Here is a 16,161-nt window from a genome sequence, read left to right as displayed (position 1 = left end):
AGATGCTGGATAATAAAGCATGACCCGCTTGACGGCTAGCGCCGTCGGAGACCCTTGCAATGCCTGACCAAGATGTACGTTTGCAACACCTGAAAGTTTGGCTCGATGAGCAATTGGCTGCCCTCTTTGCAGAACAGGACTGGGGCGTCGTACCCCCGGCCACGTTGACTGCGGCCAGTAGCGATGCGAGTTTTCGACGTTATTTTCGCTGGGAAGGCGAGGGCAGAAGCTTCGTCGTGATGGACGCGCCACCGCCCCAGGAAAACTGTAAACCCTTCGTGGATATCGCTTTTTTGCTGGCGAAATCCGGAATAAATGTTCCGAAAATTTATGCCGAAGACCTCGAACGTGGTTTTCTTTTGCTCAATGACCTGGGCAACAAGACTTACCTGGACGTGATCGACAGCGAAAATGCCGACGATTTGTTCACGGATGCCCTGCAAGCGCTGCTGGCTTTTCAGCAGTTGCCGATGGTTGCACCGCTGCCAAGTTATGACGTGGCGCTGCTGCGCCGAGAGCTGGAATTGTTCCCTGAGTGGTACGTGAAGCGCGAGTTGGGCATCGAGTTCGACTCGGCGCAGCAAATGCTCTGGCAGAACGTGACTGAGCTATTGATCGACAGCGCACTGGCCCAGCCTAAAGTGCTGGTGCACCGCGACTACATGCCACGCAACTTGATGCTCAGCGAGCCAAATCCCGGCGTGCTGGATTTCCAGGACGCCGTCTATGGTCCCGTGACCTACGACGTGACCTGTCTGTTCAAGGATGCGTTCCTCAGCTGGCCCGAGGAGCGTGTGCGCGGCTGGTTGGAAGCTTACTGGCAGCAAGCGGGCGATCTCGGGATCCCGGTTCAGCCCGACTTTGATGATTTCCTGCGTGCCAGTGACCTGATGGGCGTGCAGCGGCACCTGAAAGTGATCGGCATCTTTGCCCGCATCTGCCACCGCGACGGCAAGCCGCGCTATCTCGGCGATGTACCGCGCTTCTTTGCTTATATAGACGCCGTGATCGCCCGCCGTCCTGAACTGGCCGAGCTGGATGTGTTGCTGCTGAGTCTGCGTGCTGGAGCGAATGCATGAAGGCGATGATTCTGGCAGCAGGCAAAGGCGAGCGCATGCGCCCGCTGACCCTGACCACGCCGAAACCGCTGGTTCGCGCTGGCGGTATACCGTTGATCGAGTATCACTTGAAAGCCTTGGCGGTGGCGGGGTTTACCGAGGTGGTGATCAACCATGCCTGGCTCGGCCAACTGATCGAAAACTACCTGGGTGATGGCTCGCAATACGGCGTACGTATTCAGTACTCGCCGGAAGGTGAGCCACTGGAAACCGGAGGCGGGATTTTCCGCGCGCTGCCGTTGCTGGGTGACGAGGCCTTTATGGTGGTCAACGGTGACATCTGGACCGACTACGACTTCAGCGTGTTGCACCAACCCATCACCGGGCTGGCGCATTTGGTGTTGGCGGACAACCCGACCCATCACCCGACCGGCGATTTCAGTCTGATCGACGGGCAAGTACGCGACGGTCAACCGGACACTGCAACCCTGACCTACAGCGGCATCGCGGTCCTGCACCCGCAGCTGTTCGACGGTTGCTCCGCCGGCGCCTTCAAGCTTGCACCGCTGCTGCGCAAGGCCATGGCCGATGGACAAGTCACCGGCGAGCACTTGAATGGACATTGGGTGGATGTTGGCACTCACGAACGTCTGGCTGAAGTCGAAACCCTGTTAGAAGCGAGACGCTGACATGTTGTGGCCAGGGACTCTGATTGGAGCCGGAGCGGGCTTTTACATCGCCAGCATTCCGGGGGCCATGCTTGGCGCCTTGTTGGGGCAGGTGCTGGATCGGCACTTGCACTTGCAGAGCTGGGCGCACTTGCGAGAAAAGCTCGGTGGCCGCCCGGTGCTGCGCAACGATGAACTGCTGTTTGTGTTGTTGGGGCGGCTGGCCAAGTGCGATGGACGGGTGGTGGAAGGCCACATCCAGCAGGCCCGTCAGGAAATGCGTTCGCTGGACATGACCGAGTCGGCCCAGCGTCGGGCCATTGCCGCGTTCAATCGCGGCAAGTCGGGAGATGACCGGTTGCGCGGTTATTTGCGCCGCTTGGGCGCTCAGCCCCATGCGGCCGAAGGCGTCTTGCGCGCCTGTTGGCGGATGATTTGGGCTGATGGCCGCGCCGGTAGCGCTGAGCGAGAGCTGATCAGACAGTGGGGTAAATGGCTGGGCTGGACGTCGCGGCAGGTGCTGGCGCTGTCGGCCGATTACGAGCGGCACAAGTTTGCACAGGCCAGCAGCGCGCTGACTTATCAAGATGCTCTGCGGCTTTTGGGCGTTTCGGCGACCAGCGAGCCGGCGCAGATCAAGCGTGCTTATCGACGCCTGCTGAGTCGCCATCACCCGGACAAGATCGCCGGCAGCGGTGCGACGGCGCTGCAAGTTCGCGAAGCCACTGACAAGACTCGCGAACTGCATAGCGCCTACACATTGATTCGCGAGCGGCGGGATTTTCGTTAATGGTTCGGGAGATTTTGCGTTTGCTTAATTCGCGTTCTGTGGGTTCAACCAGCCCCGCACCCGACGGAACAGCTGCTCTTGCTCAGCCTTGGAATTACCCGGCAAAGCCTTGAGCGATACCTGACTGAACCCCGAAGTCTTCAACCGTTTGCTGGCCTGCAAGCGTTCCAGCGCCAGGTTGCGATCCAGCGGCTTGTCCATATAGAAGATGTCTGCGGTGGGCAGCTTCAGGGTCGGTGTCAGTTCGACCAGCTCTGGTTTGGCTTTCGCCGGCATCTGAGCGGCGACCATCACAAACTTCTCCACTTGCGAGGGCTGCTTCTCGCTCAGGTAGCGCGCGGCCCAGTAAGCGCCAGTGCCATGCCCCAGTACGACAATGCGGCGAGCGCTTTGCTGTTCGGCGTAGGCAATCGCGGCGTCGATGCGGGCGAAGATTCGTTCGACGTCGGCTTTGGCCTGTTCCTCGGTGGTTTCGGCGATCGCCTTGTCCGCCACCTCCGCTTCACCGCCCGCCGCTTGTTCGATGGGCGCGGCGGTGGTCGAGTCTTTGCTGCCGGCGTCAGGGGCTTTTGGTGTGAGGGCCACTTCTACGATACGCGGCGCAATGGCATCGCTTTGCAGGTCCGGCAAGGTGATACTCAGGCTGCTCCACTCGGCGTCCGGCAATTTACGTCGCAGTGGACCTATTGCTTGCGGCCAGTCAACGGTTTCGCCGGCGCCCGGGATGATAATCACCGCGCCTTTGGGTTCGCCGGTATTGGCCGGTTTCCACAAGGCCAGAAACGTGTCGCTGCCCGCTTGCAGTTGCTGCTGTTCCTGAGCCGGGATCTGTCGCTCAAGTGCAGACGCTTCTTCCTGACTACGCTCAAGCAGCGGCTGGCGCTCGACCGGTTTTTCTTCGGCGGGTGTTCCCGTAGTGGTAGGCGCCGGGTCGGCGGCCTCGACGGAAAAGGCACAAGGCAGGATCAGCGACAGGCACAATGCTGGCAGTGCCAGGCGGTAGACAGGGGGCATCGGATATTCCAGGCCAGAAGTTATTCCGGCAGCCTAATGGGTTGGTCAGTATTTGTCAGTGTGTGAGACTTCGATGATGCGTTTTCGCTGCCTGTGGGTTATCGGCTGTTTGTGGTTTCCCTTGATGGGCTGGGCGGCTCCCGCGCCACCGGTGCACGTCGCGCAATTGTCCGCGGGCCAGCAGCAATGGCTGGCGCAACATGGCGAATTGCGCGTGGGGCTGGTGTTGCAAGTGCCCTACGCCCAATACGATCGCCGCTTGCAGCGTTTGTCCGGGGTCAATGTCGAGCTGATGAAGTGGCTGGCCAAGGCGCTCAACGTCGAGCTGAGCTGGCGCAACTTTCCCGACCTGGCGCACCTGGAAGACGCCGCGCGCAAGGGTGAAATCGACATCGCTCCGGGGCTGACCCAAACACCCGGTGGCCTGCGGCTCTGGCAGTTTTCCGACCCGTATATGCGGGTGCCGCAACTGGTGGTCAGCGACCAGAAAAGCACCGGCGTGGTCGAGCTGGAAAAACTCGACAGCCAGACCCGCGTCGCCGTGCGCATGCCCGGCGCCACCGCCGATTACCTGCGCAGCAATTACCCGCACCTGAACCTTCAAGGCGTACCGATCGAGCGCCAGGCACTGCAACTGTTATTGAGTCAGCAGGCCAGTTACGCCGTGGTCGACGAAGCGCAGCTGGGGCGTTTGTCCGCCGAACCTGAGTTCGCCGGGCTGGTGGTGGTCGGTGATATCGGCTTGCCGCAACTGTTGCGGGTGGCCACGCGCCGGGACTGGCCGGAACTGGCCGGCATCGTCGAAAGCGCGTTGCGGGCGATCCCGGCCAAGGACCTGGAGCAACTGCACAACCAATGGCTGCAACCCAAATACCCGAGGCTGACCGAGTCCCCGGGTTTCTGGCAAAACCTCTGCCTGCTGTTGGTGGTGTTGATGCTCAGCAGCATGGCCATCGTGTTCTGGCAGCGTCGGCAGCAGCACAGTCTTGAGCAACGTTTGCGGGCCGCGCGCGAAGACATTGCGCTGCGTGCCGCCAGCGAAGAAGCCTTGAGCCTCACGCAGTTTTCCATCGACCAGAGCACCGTCGGTATCCTTTGGGTCAACTGGGACAGCCATGTGCGCTACGCCAATCGCGCGGCCGAAACCATGCTGGGTTATCCGGCGGGCGGGATCATTGATCGGCCGTTGATCGACTTCGAGCCCGGCTTGCACATGGACCGCTGGCTGAACCTGTGGAAACGCGCCCGGGCCAGCGAGGAAGGCCCACAAAGTTTCGAAACCAACTGTGTGCGGGCGGATGGCAGCAATCTGCCGGTGGATGTTTCGCTGAGCTTTTTGCGGTTTCGCGACGGCGAATACCTGGTGGTTTACCTCAACGACGTCACCGAGCGCCGCCGTGCATTGGCCGCGTTGCAGGAAAGCGAAGCGCGTCTGCAAGGGATCGCCGCCAACGTTCCAGGACTGGTCTTTCGTCTGGAGCGGGCACCGGTGACGGGGCAGATCGACTTTGCCTACATCAGTGAAGGCAGCGAGAGCCTGGTGGGTTACTCACCGGCCACCCTGGCCCATCGCGACAAAGGCTTGCGCAGCCTGGTGCACCCGGCCGACAAGGGCAGTTATCACCAAACCCAGGACCATGCGCTGGATACCGACAGTGACTGGTCGTGGCAGGGACGGATTCTCACCCGTTCGGGCGAACAGCGCTGGGCCGAGATCAAGGCCATCACCCGCCGACTCGAAGACGGCGCCTATGTCTGGGACGGGATCGTCTGGGACATCAGCGAGAGCAAACGCATCGAATTGGAACTGGCCAGCTCTCGCGAACAGCTGCGTGAGTTGTCCGCGCACCTGGAGAGCGTGCGGGAAGAGGAAAAGGCCCGCATCGCCCGGGAAGTTCACGACGAACTGGGTCAGATGTTGACCGTGCTCAAACTGGAAACGTCGATGTGTGAACTGGCCTACGCCCAGCTCGACCCCGGTCTGAACGAACGCTTGAACAGCATGAAGCGACTGATCGCTCAGTTGTTCCAACTGGTTCGCGATGTAGCTACGGCACTGCGGCCACCGATTCTCGACGCCGGGATTACCTCGGCCATCGAGTGGCAGGCTCGCCGATTCGAGGCGCGCACGCAGATTCCGTGTCTGGTGCAGGTGCCGGAGAATCTGCCGGTGCTCAGTGATGCCAAGGCGATTGGCCTGTTCCGGATCCTTCAGGAAGCGCTGACCAATGTCATGCGCCATGCCCAGGCGCATACTGTCGAACTGACATTGGCGCTGGAAGGCGACGAGTTGTGTCTGACCGTCAGTGATGATGGCGTAGGATTTGTCCCTGCCACCGGTAGGTCGACATCCTTTGGGGTAGTCGGCATGCGCGAACGGGTGTTGATCATGGGCGGACAGTTGTCGCTTGAGAGTGAACCGGGTGAAGGCACGACCCTGAGCGTGCGAGTGCCGCTGGATGAGGAGAAGTAAGTGATCCGTGTACTGGTAGCCGAAGACCACACCATCGTCCGCGAAGGCATCAAGCAATTGATCGGCCTGGCCAAGGATTTGCTGGTGGTAGGGGAGGCGAGCAATGGCGAGCAGTTGCTCGAGACCTTGCGCCATGTTCCCTGCGAAGTGGTCTTGCTGGACATCTCCATGCCTGGGGTTAATGGGCTGGAGGCGATTCCGCGTATTCGTGCACTGAACAATCCGCCGGCGATTCTGGTGTTGTCGATGCACGACGAAGCGCAAATGGCCGCCCGTGCGTTGAAGGTCGGCGCCGCGGGTTATGCGACCAAGGACAGCGATCCGGCACTGTTGCTGACGGCGATCCGCAAGGTCGCGGCGGGCGGGCGTTACATCGACCCGGACCTTGCCGACCGCATGGTCTTCGAAGTCGGCCTGACCGATTCGCGGCCGTTGCACTCGTTGCTGTCCGAGCGCGAATTCTCGGTGTTCGAACGCCTGGCCCAAGGCGCCAACGTCAACGACATCGCCCAGCAGCTGGCCCTGAGCAGCAAAACCATCAGCACCCACAAGGCGCGGCTGATGCAGAAACTCAACATCACCTCCCTGGCGGAACTGGTGAAGTACGCGATGGAGCACAAACTCCTATAAAAACCGCATGCATTCCCTGTAGGAGCGAGGCTTGCCCGCGAAGGCGATTTCACTGACGCCAAAAGCTTCGCGGGCAAGCCTCGCTCCTACAGGGATGTGCGGCGCATATCCATTTGCGACATCCCTCCGAATCGCTTTTGCCTTTACTTGTGGCTTGCAGCTGACCGTTTGACGCTGTGTTGGTCAAAACGCGCCATCCTTGTAGGGCAATCCCTACCCCCAACCTTCCATCCGGCTGAGGCCATTCTCTCCTGCGCCCCGATTTGCGTGGTCGGCATCGTCCACTAGGCTTAGTCCATAGCAGTCATCAACAACAAAGGTGTGGGTATGAGCCAGGTCGATTCAAGCGCAGGGGCCAGCGATATTCTGGTCAGCTTTCGTGGAGTACAAAAAAGCTACGACGGCGAGAACCTGATCGTCAAAGACCTCAACCTGGAGATTCGCAAAGGCGAATTCCTCACCTTGCTCGGGCCGTCCGGCTCCGGCAAGACCACCAGCCTGATGATGCTCGCCGGTTTCGAAACACCGACCGCAGGCGAAATCCAGCTGGCCGGGCGTTCCATCAACAACGTGCCGCCGCACAAGCGCGACATCGGCATGGTGTTCCAGAACTACGCATTGTTTCCGCACATGACGGTCGCCGAGAACCTGGCGTTCCCGTTGACCGTGCGCGGCTTGAACAAGAGCGATGTTAGCGACAAGGTCAAAAAAGTCCTGAGCATGGTCCAGCTCGACACCTTCGCCCAGCGCTACCCGGCGCAACTGTCCGGCGGTCAGCAGCAGCGGGTGGCCCTGGCCCGCGCCTTGGTGTTCGAACCGCAACTGGTGTTGATGGACGAACCCCTCGGCGCACTGGACAAACAATTGCGCGAACACATGCAGATGGAAATCAAGCACCTGCACCAGCGCCTCGGCGTGACCGTGGTCTACGTGACCCACGACCAGGGCGAAGCCCTGACCATGTCCGACCGCGTTGCCGTGTTCCACCAGGGCGAGATCCAGCAGATCGCACCGCCGCGCACCCTCTACGAAGAGCCGAAAAACACCTTCGTCGCCAACTTCATCGGCGAGAACAACCGCCTCAATGGCCGCTTGCACAGTCACACCGGCGACCGCTGCGTGGTTGAGTTAGGGCGCGGTGAAAAGGTTGAAGCCCTGGCCGTTAACGTCGGCAAGACCGGCGAACCCGTCACGCTGTCGATTCGCCCGGAACGCGTGAGCCTCAACGGCTCCAGCGAGTCCTGCGTCAACCGCTTCTCGGGGAGGGTGGCGGAATTCATCTACCTGGGCGACCACGTCCGTGTTCGCCTGGAAGTCTGCGGCAAGACCGATTTCTTTGTGAAACAACCGATTGCCGAGCTCGATCCCGCGCTGGCCGTCGGCGACGTGGTACCGCTTGGCTGGCAGGTCGAACACGTTCGCGCGCTCGACCCACTTCTAGAGGCGCATTGATCGCCCCCTGCTTCAACAACACCAACCCTGCACGTGGAGAGAACAATAAATGTTGAGATCCCTGAAATTCACCGCTTTGGTCATGGGCATGATCGGTGCGGCACACGCAATGGCGGCGGGCCCGGACCTGACCGTGGTGTCCTTTGGCGGGGCGAACAAGGCAGCGCAGGTCAAAGCCTTCTACGCACCGTGGGAAGCGGCAGGTAACGGCAAGATCGTGGCGGGCGAGTACAACGGTGAGATGGCCAAGGTCAAAGCCATGGTCGACACCAAGAGCGTGTCCTGGGACCTGGTAGAAGTTGAATCGCCAGAACTGTCCCGTGGTTGCGACGAGGACATGTTCGAGCAACTTGATCCGGCGTTGTTCGGCAAGTCTGAAGACTACGTCAAAGGCGCTATCCAGCCATGCGGCGTGGGCTTCTTCGTGTGGTCGACCGTGCTGGCCTACAACGCCGACAAACTGGCTTCCGCACCGACCGGCTGGGTGGATTTCTGGGACACCAAGAAATTCCCGGGCAAGCGTGGCCTGCGTAAAGGCGCCAAGTACACCCTGGAATTCGCTCTGATGGCCGACGGCGTTGCGCCGAAAGACGTCTACAAAGTACTGGCCGGCAAGGATGGTCAGGACCGCGCGTTCAAGAAACTCGATGAACTCAAGCCAAGCATCCAGTGGTGGGAAGCCGGCGCGCAACCGCCGCAGTACCTCGCTTCCGGCGACGTGGTCATGAGCTCGGCCTACAACGGCCGGATCGCTGCCGTGCAGAAAGAAAGCAACCTGAAAGTCGTGTGGAACGGCGGTATCTACGACTTCGACGCTTGGGCTATTCCGAAAGGTCTGGACGCCAAGCGCGCCGAAGCGGCGAAGAAATTCATCGCGTTCTCGGTAGCTCCGCAGCAGCAAAAGACCTACTCGGAAAACATTGCCTACGGCCCGGCCAACATTCAAGCCGTACCGTTGCTGGCCAAGGATGTCCTGAAAGACATGCCGACCACCCCGGAAAACATCGCCAACCAGGTGCAGATCGACGTCAGCTTCTGGGCTGACAACGGTGAGCAACTGGAACAGCGCTTCAATTCCTGGGCTGCAAAATAAGACCACCCCGTGGGCTTATCCACTCCTGTAGGAGCAAGGCTTGCCCGCGATGACGGTGTGTCAGTCAACATTAATGTTGAATGTGCCGACGCTTTCGCGGGCAAGCCATGCTCCAACAGGGGCGATGTGTAGCTAACAAGAACAGAGGTGGCCTCCCTTACAGGGAGTGCCTGCCTCTGTAACGATCAAAGATTTCCGGAGTACGCCATGGCCACCGCCATTCCCCTGAACGCGGGCACCGACCCCACCTTGAAGCAGCGGCTCAAGCACGCCGAGCGGATCAACCGCTGGAAAGCACAAGCCTTGATCGCGCCGTTGGTGCTGTTTCTGTTGCTGGTGTTCCTGGTGCCCATCGTGGCGCTGCTCTACAAAAGTGTCGGTAACCCGGAAGTGGTCGGCGGCATGCCGCGCACCGTGGTGGCTATCGCCAGTTGGGATGGCCGAGGCTTGCCCGCTGAACCGGTTTACAAGGCGGCCAGCGAAGACCTCGCTGAAGCCCGCAAGAATCAGACCCTGGGCGACCTGTCCAAGCGCTTGAACATGGAGTTGGCCGGCTACCGCAGCCTGCTGACCAAAACTGCACGTGCCTTACCGTTCGCCACCGAACCGGCCTCTTATAAAGAAGCGCTGGAAGGTCTCGACGAGCGCTGGGGTGACCCGGCCTACTGGCAAGCCGTGCGCCGCAACACCAGCAGCATTACCCCGTACTACCTGCTGGCGGCGGTCGACCACCGTATCGACGACCTCGGTGAAGTGGCCCCGGCCACCCCGGACCAAGCGATCTACCTCGACATCTTCGCCCGCACCTTCTGGATGGGGCTGATCATCACCGTGATCTGCCTGGTGCTGGCGTATCCGTTGGCCTACCTGCTGGCGAACCTGCCGTCACGGCAAAGCAACTTGCTGATGATTCTGGTGCTGCTGCCGTTCTGGACCTCGATCCTGGTGCGGGTCGCCGCGTGGATCGTGTTGCTGCAGTCGGGTGGCTTGATCAACAGCGGCCTGATGGCGATGGGCATCATCGATAAACCGCTGGAGCTGGTGTTCAACCGCACCGGGGTTTACATCTCCATGGTGCACATCCTGCTGCCGTTCATGATTCTGCCGATCTACAGCGTGATGAAAGGCATTTCGCCCACCTACATGCGCGCCGCGATTTCCCTGGGTTGCCATCCATTCGCCAGTTTCTGGCGGGTGTACTTCCCGCAGACCTATGCCGGTGTCGGCGCCGGTTGCCTGTTGGTGTTCATCCTCGCCATCGGCTACTACATCACCCCGGCGTTGCTGGGCAGCCCGAACGATCAGATGGTCAGTTACTTCGTCGCCTTCTACACCAACACCAGCATCAACTGGGGCATGGCGACCGCACTCGGTGGGCTGCTGCTGTTGGCGACCGTGGTGCTTTATCTGATTTACAGCTGGCTGGTGGGCGCCAGTCGCCTGCGCCTGAGCTAAGGGGAGAACGAAATGCTGAGTCCTTATATGTCGCCCATTGAACGGGTGTGGTTCTACAGCTTGCGGATTCTCTGCGGCTTGATTTTGTTGTTCCTGATTCTGCCGGTGCTGGTGATCATTCCGCTGTCGTTCAACTCGGGCAGTTTCCTGGTCTATCCGCTGCAAGGCTTCTCGCTGCACTGGTATCAGGACTTCTTCGCTTCGGCCGAGTGGATGCGTGCGCTGAAGAACAGCATCATCGTTGCTCCGGCGGCGACGGTGTTGGCGATGATCTTCGGTACGCTGGCGGCCATCGGCCTGACGCGGGGCGACTTCCGCGGCAAGGCGCTGGTGATGGCGCTGGTGATTTCGCCGATGGTGGTACCGGTGGTGATCATCGGTGTGGCCAGCTATCTGTTCTTCGCGCCACTGGGTCTGGGTAACAGCTTCTTCTCGCTGATCGTGGTGCATGCGGTGTTGGGCGTGCCGTTTGTGATCATCACGGTATCGGCGACGTTGCAGGGGTTTAACCAAAACCTGGTGCGTGCTGCTGCGAGCCTCGGTGCTTCGCCGCTGACGGCGTTCCGTCGGGTGACGTTGCCGCTGATTGCGCCCGGTGTGATTTCCGGTGCGTTGTTCGCGTTCGCCACTTCGTTCGATGAAGTGGTGGTGACGCTGTTCCTCGCCGGTCCCGAACAAGCGACCTTGCCTCGGCAGATGTTCAGCGGCATCCGCGAAAACCTCAGCCCGACCATCGCGGCGGCGGCGACGTTGCTGATTGCCTTCTCGGTGATCCTGCTGCTGACCCTCGAGTGGCTGCGCGGCCGCAGCGAGAAACTGCGTACGGCGCAGGTCTGACGGTTTGTGCCCCTCAGAAGGGGGGGGCACTGCCCATTTTACCGTTCGTCGGCACTGTCAGAACTGTCAGGTGCGGTGCGTGCTTTTCCAGTCGTAATCTCTCCATGAGCACTCTCATGGCGATTGAACGACATGTCAGACCAACAGGTTACTGAAATTCTCGCGCCGATTGTTGAAGCGCCTCAGCGAAATGAAACGACGGATTCCAATCCCACGATCAGCGGCACGTGCGCCGAAGGTGCCAGCGTCTGGGTGAAAAGTGCCCTGCCTGGAGAAAGCTGGTGGGAGTATGCCGAAGTCACCGGTAAACAATGGAGTTACACCTCGTTCAAAGCCTGGGGCGATGGGGAAAAGGCCATCAAGGCGCAGCAGAGTCTTGGAGGCGATACCTCGCCCTACAGTGAGTCGCGCGCGTTCAGGGTTTTTGCAGTACCAGTCATCCGTTCTCCAGCACCTGGTGCAGTGACGGGCAACAACCCGACGATCAGCGGCACGTGCGCCGAAGGTGCCAGCGTCTGGGTGAAAAGTGCCCTGCCTGGAGAAAGCTGGTGGGCGTATGTCGAAGTCACCGGTAAACAATGGTCTTACACCTCGCCCACAGTCTGGGGCGATGGGGAAAAGGCCATCAAGGTGCAGCAGAGTCTTGCAGGCGTTACCTCGCCGTATAGTGAACCTTTGAACTTCACGGTGGCTCTTTCCCCGTTCGTACCACCTCCGCTGATTTTGCGGCCGCTTCCCTATTCGTTCACAGCTCAGGATCAACTCATCACTGGCTCCGACCAGAGCGCTATAAACCTGCAGCTGTTGGATGAAGTCGGTACACCGATCGCCGGAGAGTTTTCAAAGGAGACCGGCCGTTGGACTTTCAGGCCTGCCAGGTTTTGGGAGCCAGGTTTGCATCAGATCAGGCTCAAGCGGGGGAGCGCTCTCAATGCACCGCAAAGCGAGTTGCGTGCATTCAGCGTGCGCCCGCCCGTTCCCGTGATCACCGATCCGGCCGATCAAGGCAGTGCACACCCCGTGCAGGCCATCAAGGGCAAAGGCGCCCCAGGGGCTGTCTACACGGTACAGGATGTCTGCGGTGTGCCTGTCAAAGGGACTTTCGAGATTCACGGCGATGAGTGGATTTTCACCCCCGTCGATTCCTGGCTGAGGGAAAACAAGGTGCGAGTGACCCAGACACTCAACGGCGTGAAGTCCCACCCCGGCAGTATTCATACGTTCTATCGAATTTGACCCGGCATGGAATCTTGGTGAGGTGCAAGTATGGACTCTGAAAAAAGCGTTTCTGACAGCATTCAGCGGGCTTACTCGATCCCGGCCAATAACAGAACCGGCACGCTGATGGATGTCGAACATGTGGTGATCCTCATGCAGGAGAACCGTTCCTTTGATCACTACTTTGGAACACTGACCGGCGTTCGTGGTTTTGCTGATCGCTTCACCATTCCGGTGCCTCGAGGGAGCAGTGTCTGGCAACAAACAACGGCGTCGGGCAGCCATCTGACGCCTTATCACCTTGATGGGCAGATGTATAACGCCCAGCGGGCGATCAGCACACCGCATGACTGGGTCGATGGTCAGAGCGCTTGGGGCGATGGGCGACTGCACGAATGGCCGAGGTACAAAAGAGCAGACTCCATGGGGTATTACCAGCAGGCAGAGATTCCTTTCCATTTCGCTCTCGCACAAGCTTTTACGCTGTGTGACGCCTATCACTGCGCGATGCATGCGGGCACCAATGGCAACCGTTCGTTCTTCTTTACGGGAACCAACGGGCCCACGGGCGCCAATGTTGCTTTCGTCAAGAACGAGTGGGACGTGCTGCGCGATTCGATACTCGGATACGAATGGAAGACCTACGCCGAGCGCCTTGAACAGGCTGGCGTCAGTTGGATTTCCTATCAGAACATGCCCGACGAATGGGGCGACAACCTGCATTGCGCGTTCAAACAATATCGACGGGCGAACGAAGCCTCCAGCAATCCGGTTGCCAATAACATCGACAGGTCTTTTCGTGGATATGACCCGCTCAAGGATAATCCTGGCAATCCGTTATACAAGGGGATCGCCAATACCATGCCGGGCCGCAATCCTGATGAGTATCTAGCGTCGTTCAAACTAGATGTAAAGGAGGGCAGGTTGCCGCAAGTCTCTTGGGTTTCGGCACCGAAAACCTATTGCGAACATCCCGGCTCATCAAGTCCGGTGCAAGGAGGGTGGTATATCCAGGCCTTACTGGACGCTTTGACGTCATTCCCGCAGGTCTGGAGTAAAACGGTGTTGATCGTCACGTACGATGAAAACGACGGATTCTTCGATCATATCCCTTCGCCGTCAGCCCCCTCACCGCGAGCCGACGGCAAATCGTTCGCCGGTAAAACCACCCTGACGGATGAACAGATGGCTTTCGAGTACTTTCGTCAGCCCAAGCCCCCAGGCTCTCAGGGGCAGCCTCAACCGGACGGGAAAGTCTTTGGGCCGGGGATGCGGGTGCCTTGTTTTGTCATCTCGCCCTGGAGTCGCGGCGGACGTGTCAACTCACAAGTATTCGACCATACATCGATACTACGATTTCTGGAGGCGCGATTCGGTGTCGACGAACCCAATATCAGCCCATACCGACGTGCCGTTTGTGGGGATCTGACGAGCGTCTTCGATTTTGCAGCGCCCAACGATGAGATCCCGACGTTGGACGGTTGCAAATCCCGGGCGCAAGCCGACCAGTTGCGTTCGGTTCAGGAAAAACTGGACTATACGCCAGTACCTCAGACGCCTGTCATGCCACCCCGGCCAGCAGGTACCCGGCCTTCGTGCGCTCTGCCCTATGAGCTTTACGTCAGTGCTGAACTCAAGCCTGGCGAGAAGGGCATGCAGCTGTATTTTGTTAACCATGGCGAGACAGGTGCCGTCCTGCATGTCTACGACAGGCTTCATCTTGATCGGCTACCCCGCCGATACATGGTTGGTGTTGGCGAAACACTGGAAGATGATTGGGACGTGTCGGGCAACCCGGCTTTGTACGACTTGTGGGTGCTGGGGCCCAATGGTTTTCATCGGCATTTCACGGGTAATGCCACACGGCTTGCGGAAAGTGGCGCTCATCCGGAAGTTCGTGTTTATTACGTGGCGGATCGCTTGCACGTACGTTTGCTCAATACGGGATCGCAGCCATGCACGGTAACCCTGCGCCCTGAAGCCTATCGAAATGACAGCCCTTGGGCGGTTCGGCTCGAGAGCGGTCAGAGTGCCGAGCGGGTATGGTCGCTTGATGAGAGTGGCCGCTGGTACGACTTCAGCGTTAGCAGTGATACGGACAGCGCTTTTTCACGGCGTTTTTCGGGGCGCATCGAGACAGGCAGGTCCTCTATCAGTGATCCGGCGATGGGCGCCTGAAATCATTTTGCAGGAGGAGCCGTCTTGCCTTGGGCGGCGCAAGATGTCATTCGCGCCCTGAATGGCAGACAACCGCAAATCCCCAGCTACGCTTGTGCCCAGCTCCCCTATCTATAAGAGGCTGCGCACATGAGTCTTTGCTCTTTCAAAATCGCTCACAAACTGATCACCGGCGCCGGTGCCATCGAGCAACTGGCGGCTGAACTGACACGCCTGGACATCGACAACCCGCTGATCGTCACCGATGCCGCACTGGTCAAGTCCGGCACGGTCGAGCTGGCGCTGGCGCAGCTGGGCGACCGCCCCTACGAAATTTTCGACCGTGTGTTGCCAGACCCGGAAATCGCCATCGTCGAAGACTGCATGCGGGTCTACCGCGAGGGTGGGCATGACGGACTGATCGGCCTGGGCGGCGGCAGTGCCATCGACATCGCTAAAAGTGTCGCGGCCTACGCCGGTTATCACGGGGCGCTGGAGGATCTGTTCGGCATCGATCAGGTGCCGCGCAAAGGCCCGCCGCTGATCGCCATCCCGACCACCGCCGGCACCGGCTCGGAAGTCACTAACGTGGCGATTCTCTCCGACAAGGTCGCGCAACTGAAGAAAGGCATCGTCAGCGACTATCTATTACCGGATGTAGCGCTGGTCAGCCCGCAAATGACCCTGACCTGTCCGCGCAGTGTCACTGCCGCCAGTGGCGTCGATGCGCTGGTGCACGCCATCGAATCCTATCTGTCGCTCAACGCCTCACCGATTACCGATGCGCTGGCCATCGGCGCCATCAAGCTCATCGCCAAGGCGCTGCCGAAGGCTTACGCCAATCCGTCCAATCTCCAGGCCCGCGAAGACATGGCCACCGCCAGCCTGATGGCCGGTATGGCGTTTGGTAATGCGGGGGTCGGCGCGGTGCACGCGCTGGCGTATCCGCTGGGCGGCCGTTTCAACATTGCCCATGGGGTCAGTAATGCCTTGCTGCTGCCGTATGTCATGACCTGGAACAAAATGGCCTGCGTGGAGCGCATGCAAGATATCGCCGAGGCCATGGGAGTGAAGACCGCTCATCTGAGCGCCAACGACGCGGCGGACAAGGCTGTAGAGGCGATGACCGATTTATGCGCGGCGGTGGAAATCCCGCCGGGCCTGCGCAGCTTCGGCGTACCCGAAGACGCCATCCCGGCCATGGCCGTGGAAGCGGCGGGAATTGAGCGTCTGATGCGCAACAATCCGCGCAAATTGAGTGCCGTCGATATCGAGAAGATTTACCGAGCGGCCTACTGATTATCGCGTCACGGTGC

At 59.8% G+C, this 16,161-nt stretch carries 13 protein-coding genes; 12 read left to right on the top strand and 1 reads right to left on the bottom strand.

Going from position 1 to position 16,161, the window contains the following annotated elements; translation table 11 throughout:
- Positions 1-59: 59 nt before the first annotated feature.
- Genes QFW87_RS26785 through QFW87_RS26775 form a run of 3 tightly spaced genes read left to right on the top strand, consistent with a single transcriptional unit; the run spans position 60 to position 2,516 of the window.
- Positions 60-1,079, top strand: coding sequence for a phosphotransferase (locus QFW87_RS26785; RefSeq protein WP_283189252.1), 1,020 nt, complete (start codon positions 60-62; stop codon positions 1,077-1,079).
- Positions 1,076-1,747, top strand: a complete 672-nt coding sequence (gene murU / locus QFW87_RS26780) for an N-acetylmuramate alpha-1-phosphate uridylyltransferase MurU (RefSeq protein ID WP_283189251.1) — start codon at positions 1,076-1,078, stop codon at positions 1,745-1,747. Before QFW87_RS26785 ends, murU begins: the two co-directional genes overlap by 4 nt.
- A gap of 1 nt (position 1,748) precedes the next feature.
- Positions 1,749-2,516, top strand: a complete 768-nt coding sequence (locus tag QFW87_RS26775) for a TerB family tellurite resistance protein (RefSeq protein WP_283181900.1) — start codon at positions 1,749-1,751, stop codon at positions 2,514-2,516.
- A gap of 24 nt (positions 2,517-2,540) precedes the next feature.
- Here QFW87_RS26775 and QFW87_RS26770 read toward each other — a convergent pair whose 3' ends face one another.
- Positions 2,541-3,530, bottom strand: a complete 990-nt coding sequence (locus QFW87_RS26770; protein WP_283189250.1) for an alpha/beta hydrolase family protein — start codon at positions 3,528-3,530, stop codon at positions 2,541-2,543.
- A 73-nt stretch (positions 3,531-3,603) separates the two neighbouring features.
- Here QFW87_RS26770 and QFW87_RS26765 point away from each other — a divergent pair, with 73 nt between their 5' ends.
- From QFW87_RS26765 to QFW87_RS26725, 9 genes are all read left to right on the top strand, one after another.
- On the top strand, positions 3,604-6,003 hold the full coding sequence (locus tag QFW87_RS26765; RefSeq protein WP_283189249.1) for a transporter substrate-binding domain-containing protein: 2,400 nt from the start codon (positions 3,604-3,606) through the stop codon (positions 6,001-6,003).
- Positions 6,004-6,633: a response regulator transcription factor gene (locus QFW87_RS26760; RefSeq protein ID WP_003210977.1), complete on the top strand. Its 630-nt coding sequence runs from the start codon at positions 6,004-6,006 to the stop codon at positions 6,631-6,633.
- Between the two features lie 327 nt (positions 6,634-6,960).
- On the top strand, positions 6,961-8,085 hold the full coding sequence (locus QFW87_RS26755) for an ABC transporter ATP-binding protein (RefSeq protein ID WP_283181897.1): 1,125 nt from the start codon (positions 6,961-6,963) through the stop codon (positions 8,083-8,085).
- Between the two features lie 49 nt (positions 8,086-8,134).
- Entirely contained in the window at positions 8,135-9,178 is a 1,044-nt protein-coding gene (locus QFW87_RS26750) for an ABC transporter substrate-binding protein (RefSeq protein WP_283181896.1), read from the top strand.
- A gap of 207 nt (positions 9,179-9,385) precedes the next feature.
- On the top strand, positions 9,386-10,633 hold the full coding sequence (locus QFW87_RS26745) for an ABC transporter permease (protein WP_283181895.1): 1,248 nt from the start codon (positions 9,386-9,388) through the stop codon (positions 10,631-10,633).
- Between the two features lie 12 nt (positions 10,634-10,645).
- Positions 10,646-11,470 (top strand): ABC transporter permease, encoded by an 825-nt coding sequence (locus tag QFW87_RS26740; protein WP_283189248.1) that lies wholly within the window; start codon positions 10,646-10,648, stop codon positions 11,468-11,470.
- 132 nt (positions 11,471-11,602) lie between these two features.
- Positions 11,603-12,706 carry a hypothetical protein gene (locus QFW87_RS26735; protein WP_283189247.1) on the top strand — a complete coding sequence of 368 codons (1,104 nt, stop codon included), beginning with the start codon at positions 11,603-11,605 and terminating at the stop codon, positions 12,704-12,706.
- Between the two features lie 30 nt (positions 12,707-12,736).
- Positions 12,737-14,866 (top strand): phosphocholine-specific phospholipase C, encoded by a 2,130-nt coding sequence (locus QFW87_RS26730; protein WP_283189246.1) that lies wholly within the window; start codon positions 12,737-12,739, stop codon positions 14,864-14,866.
- Positions 14,867-14,995: 129 nt separating this feature from the next.
- Positions 14,996-16,144: an iron-containing alcohol dehydrogenase gene (locus tag QFW87_RS26725; protein ID WP_283181891.1), complete on the top strand. Its 1,149-nt coding sequence runs from the start codon at positions 14,996-14,998 to the stop codon at positions 16,142-16,144.
- Positions 16,145-16,161 lie beyond the last annotated feature (17 nt).

This window comes from Pseudomonas sp. PMCC200344, from assembly GCF_030053095.1.
Taxonomy (GTDB): Bacteria; Pseudomonadota; Gammaproteobacteria; order Pseudomonadales; family Pseudomonadaceae; genus Aquipseudomonas; species Aquipseudomonas svalbardensis.
Note: the sequence above shows the minus strand (reverse complement) of the source record. Positions and strands in the feature narration are given on the sequence as shown.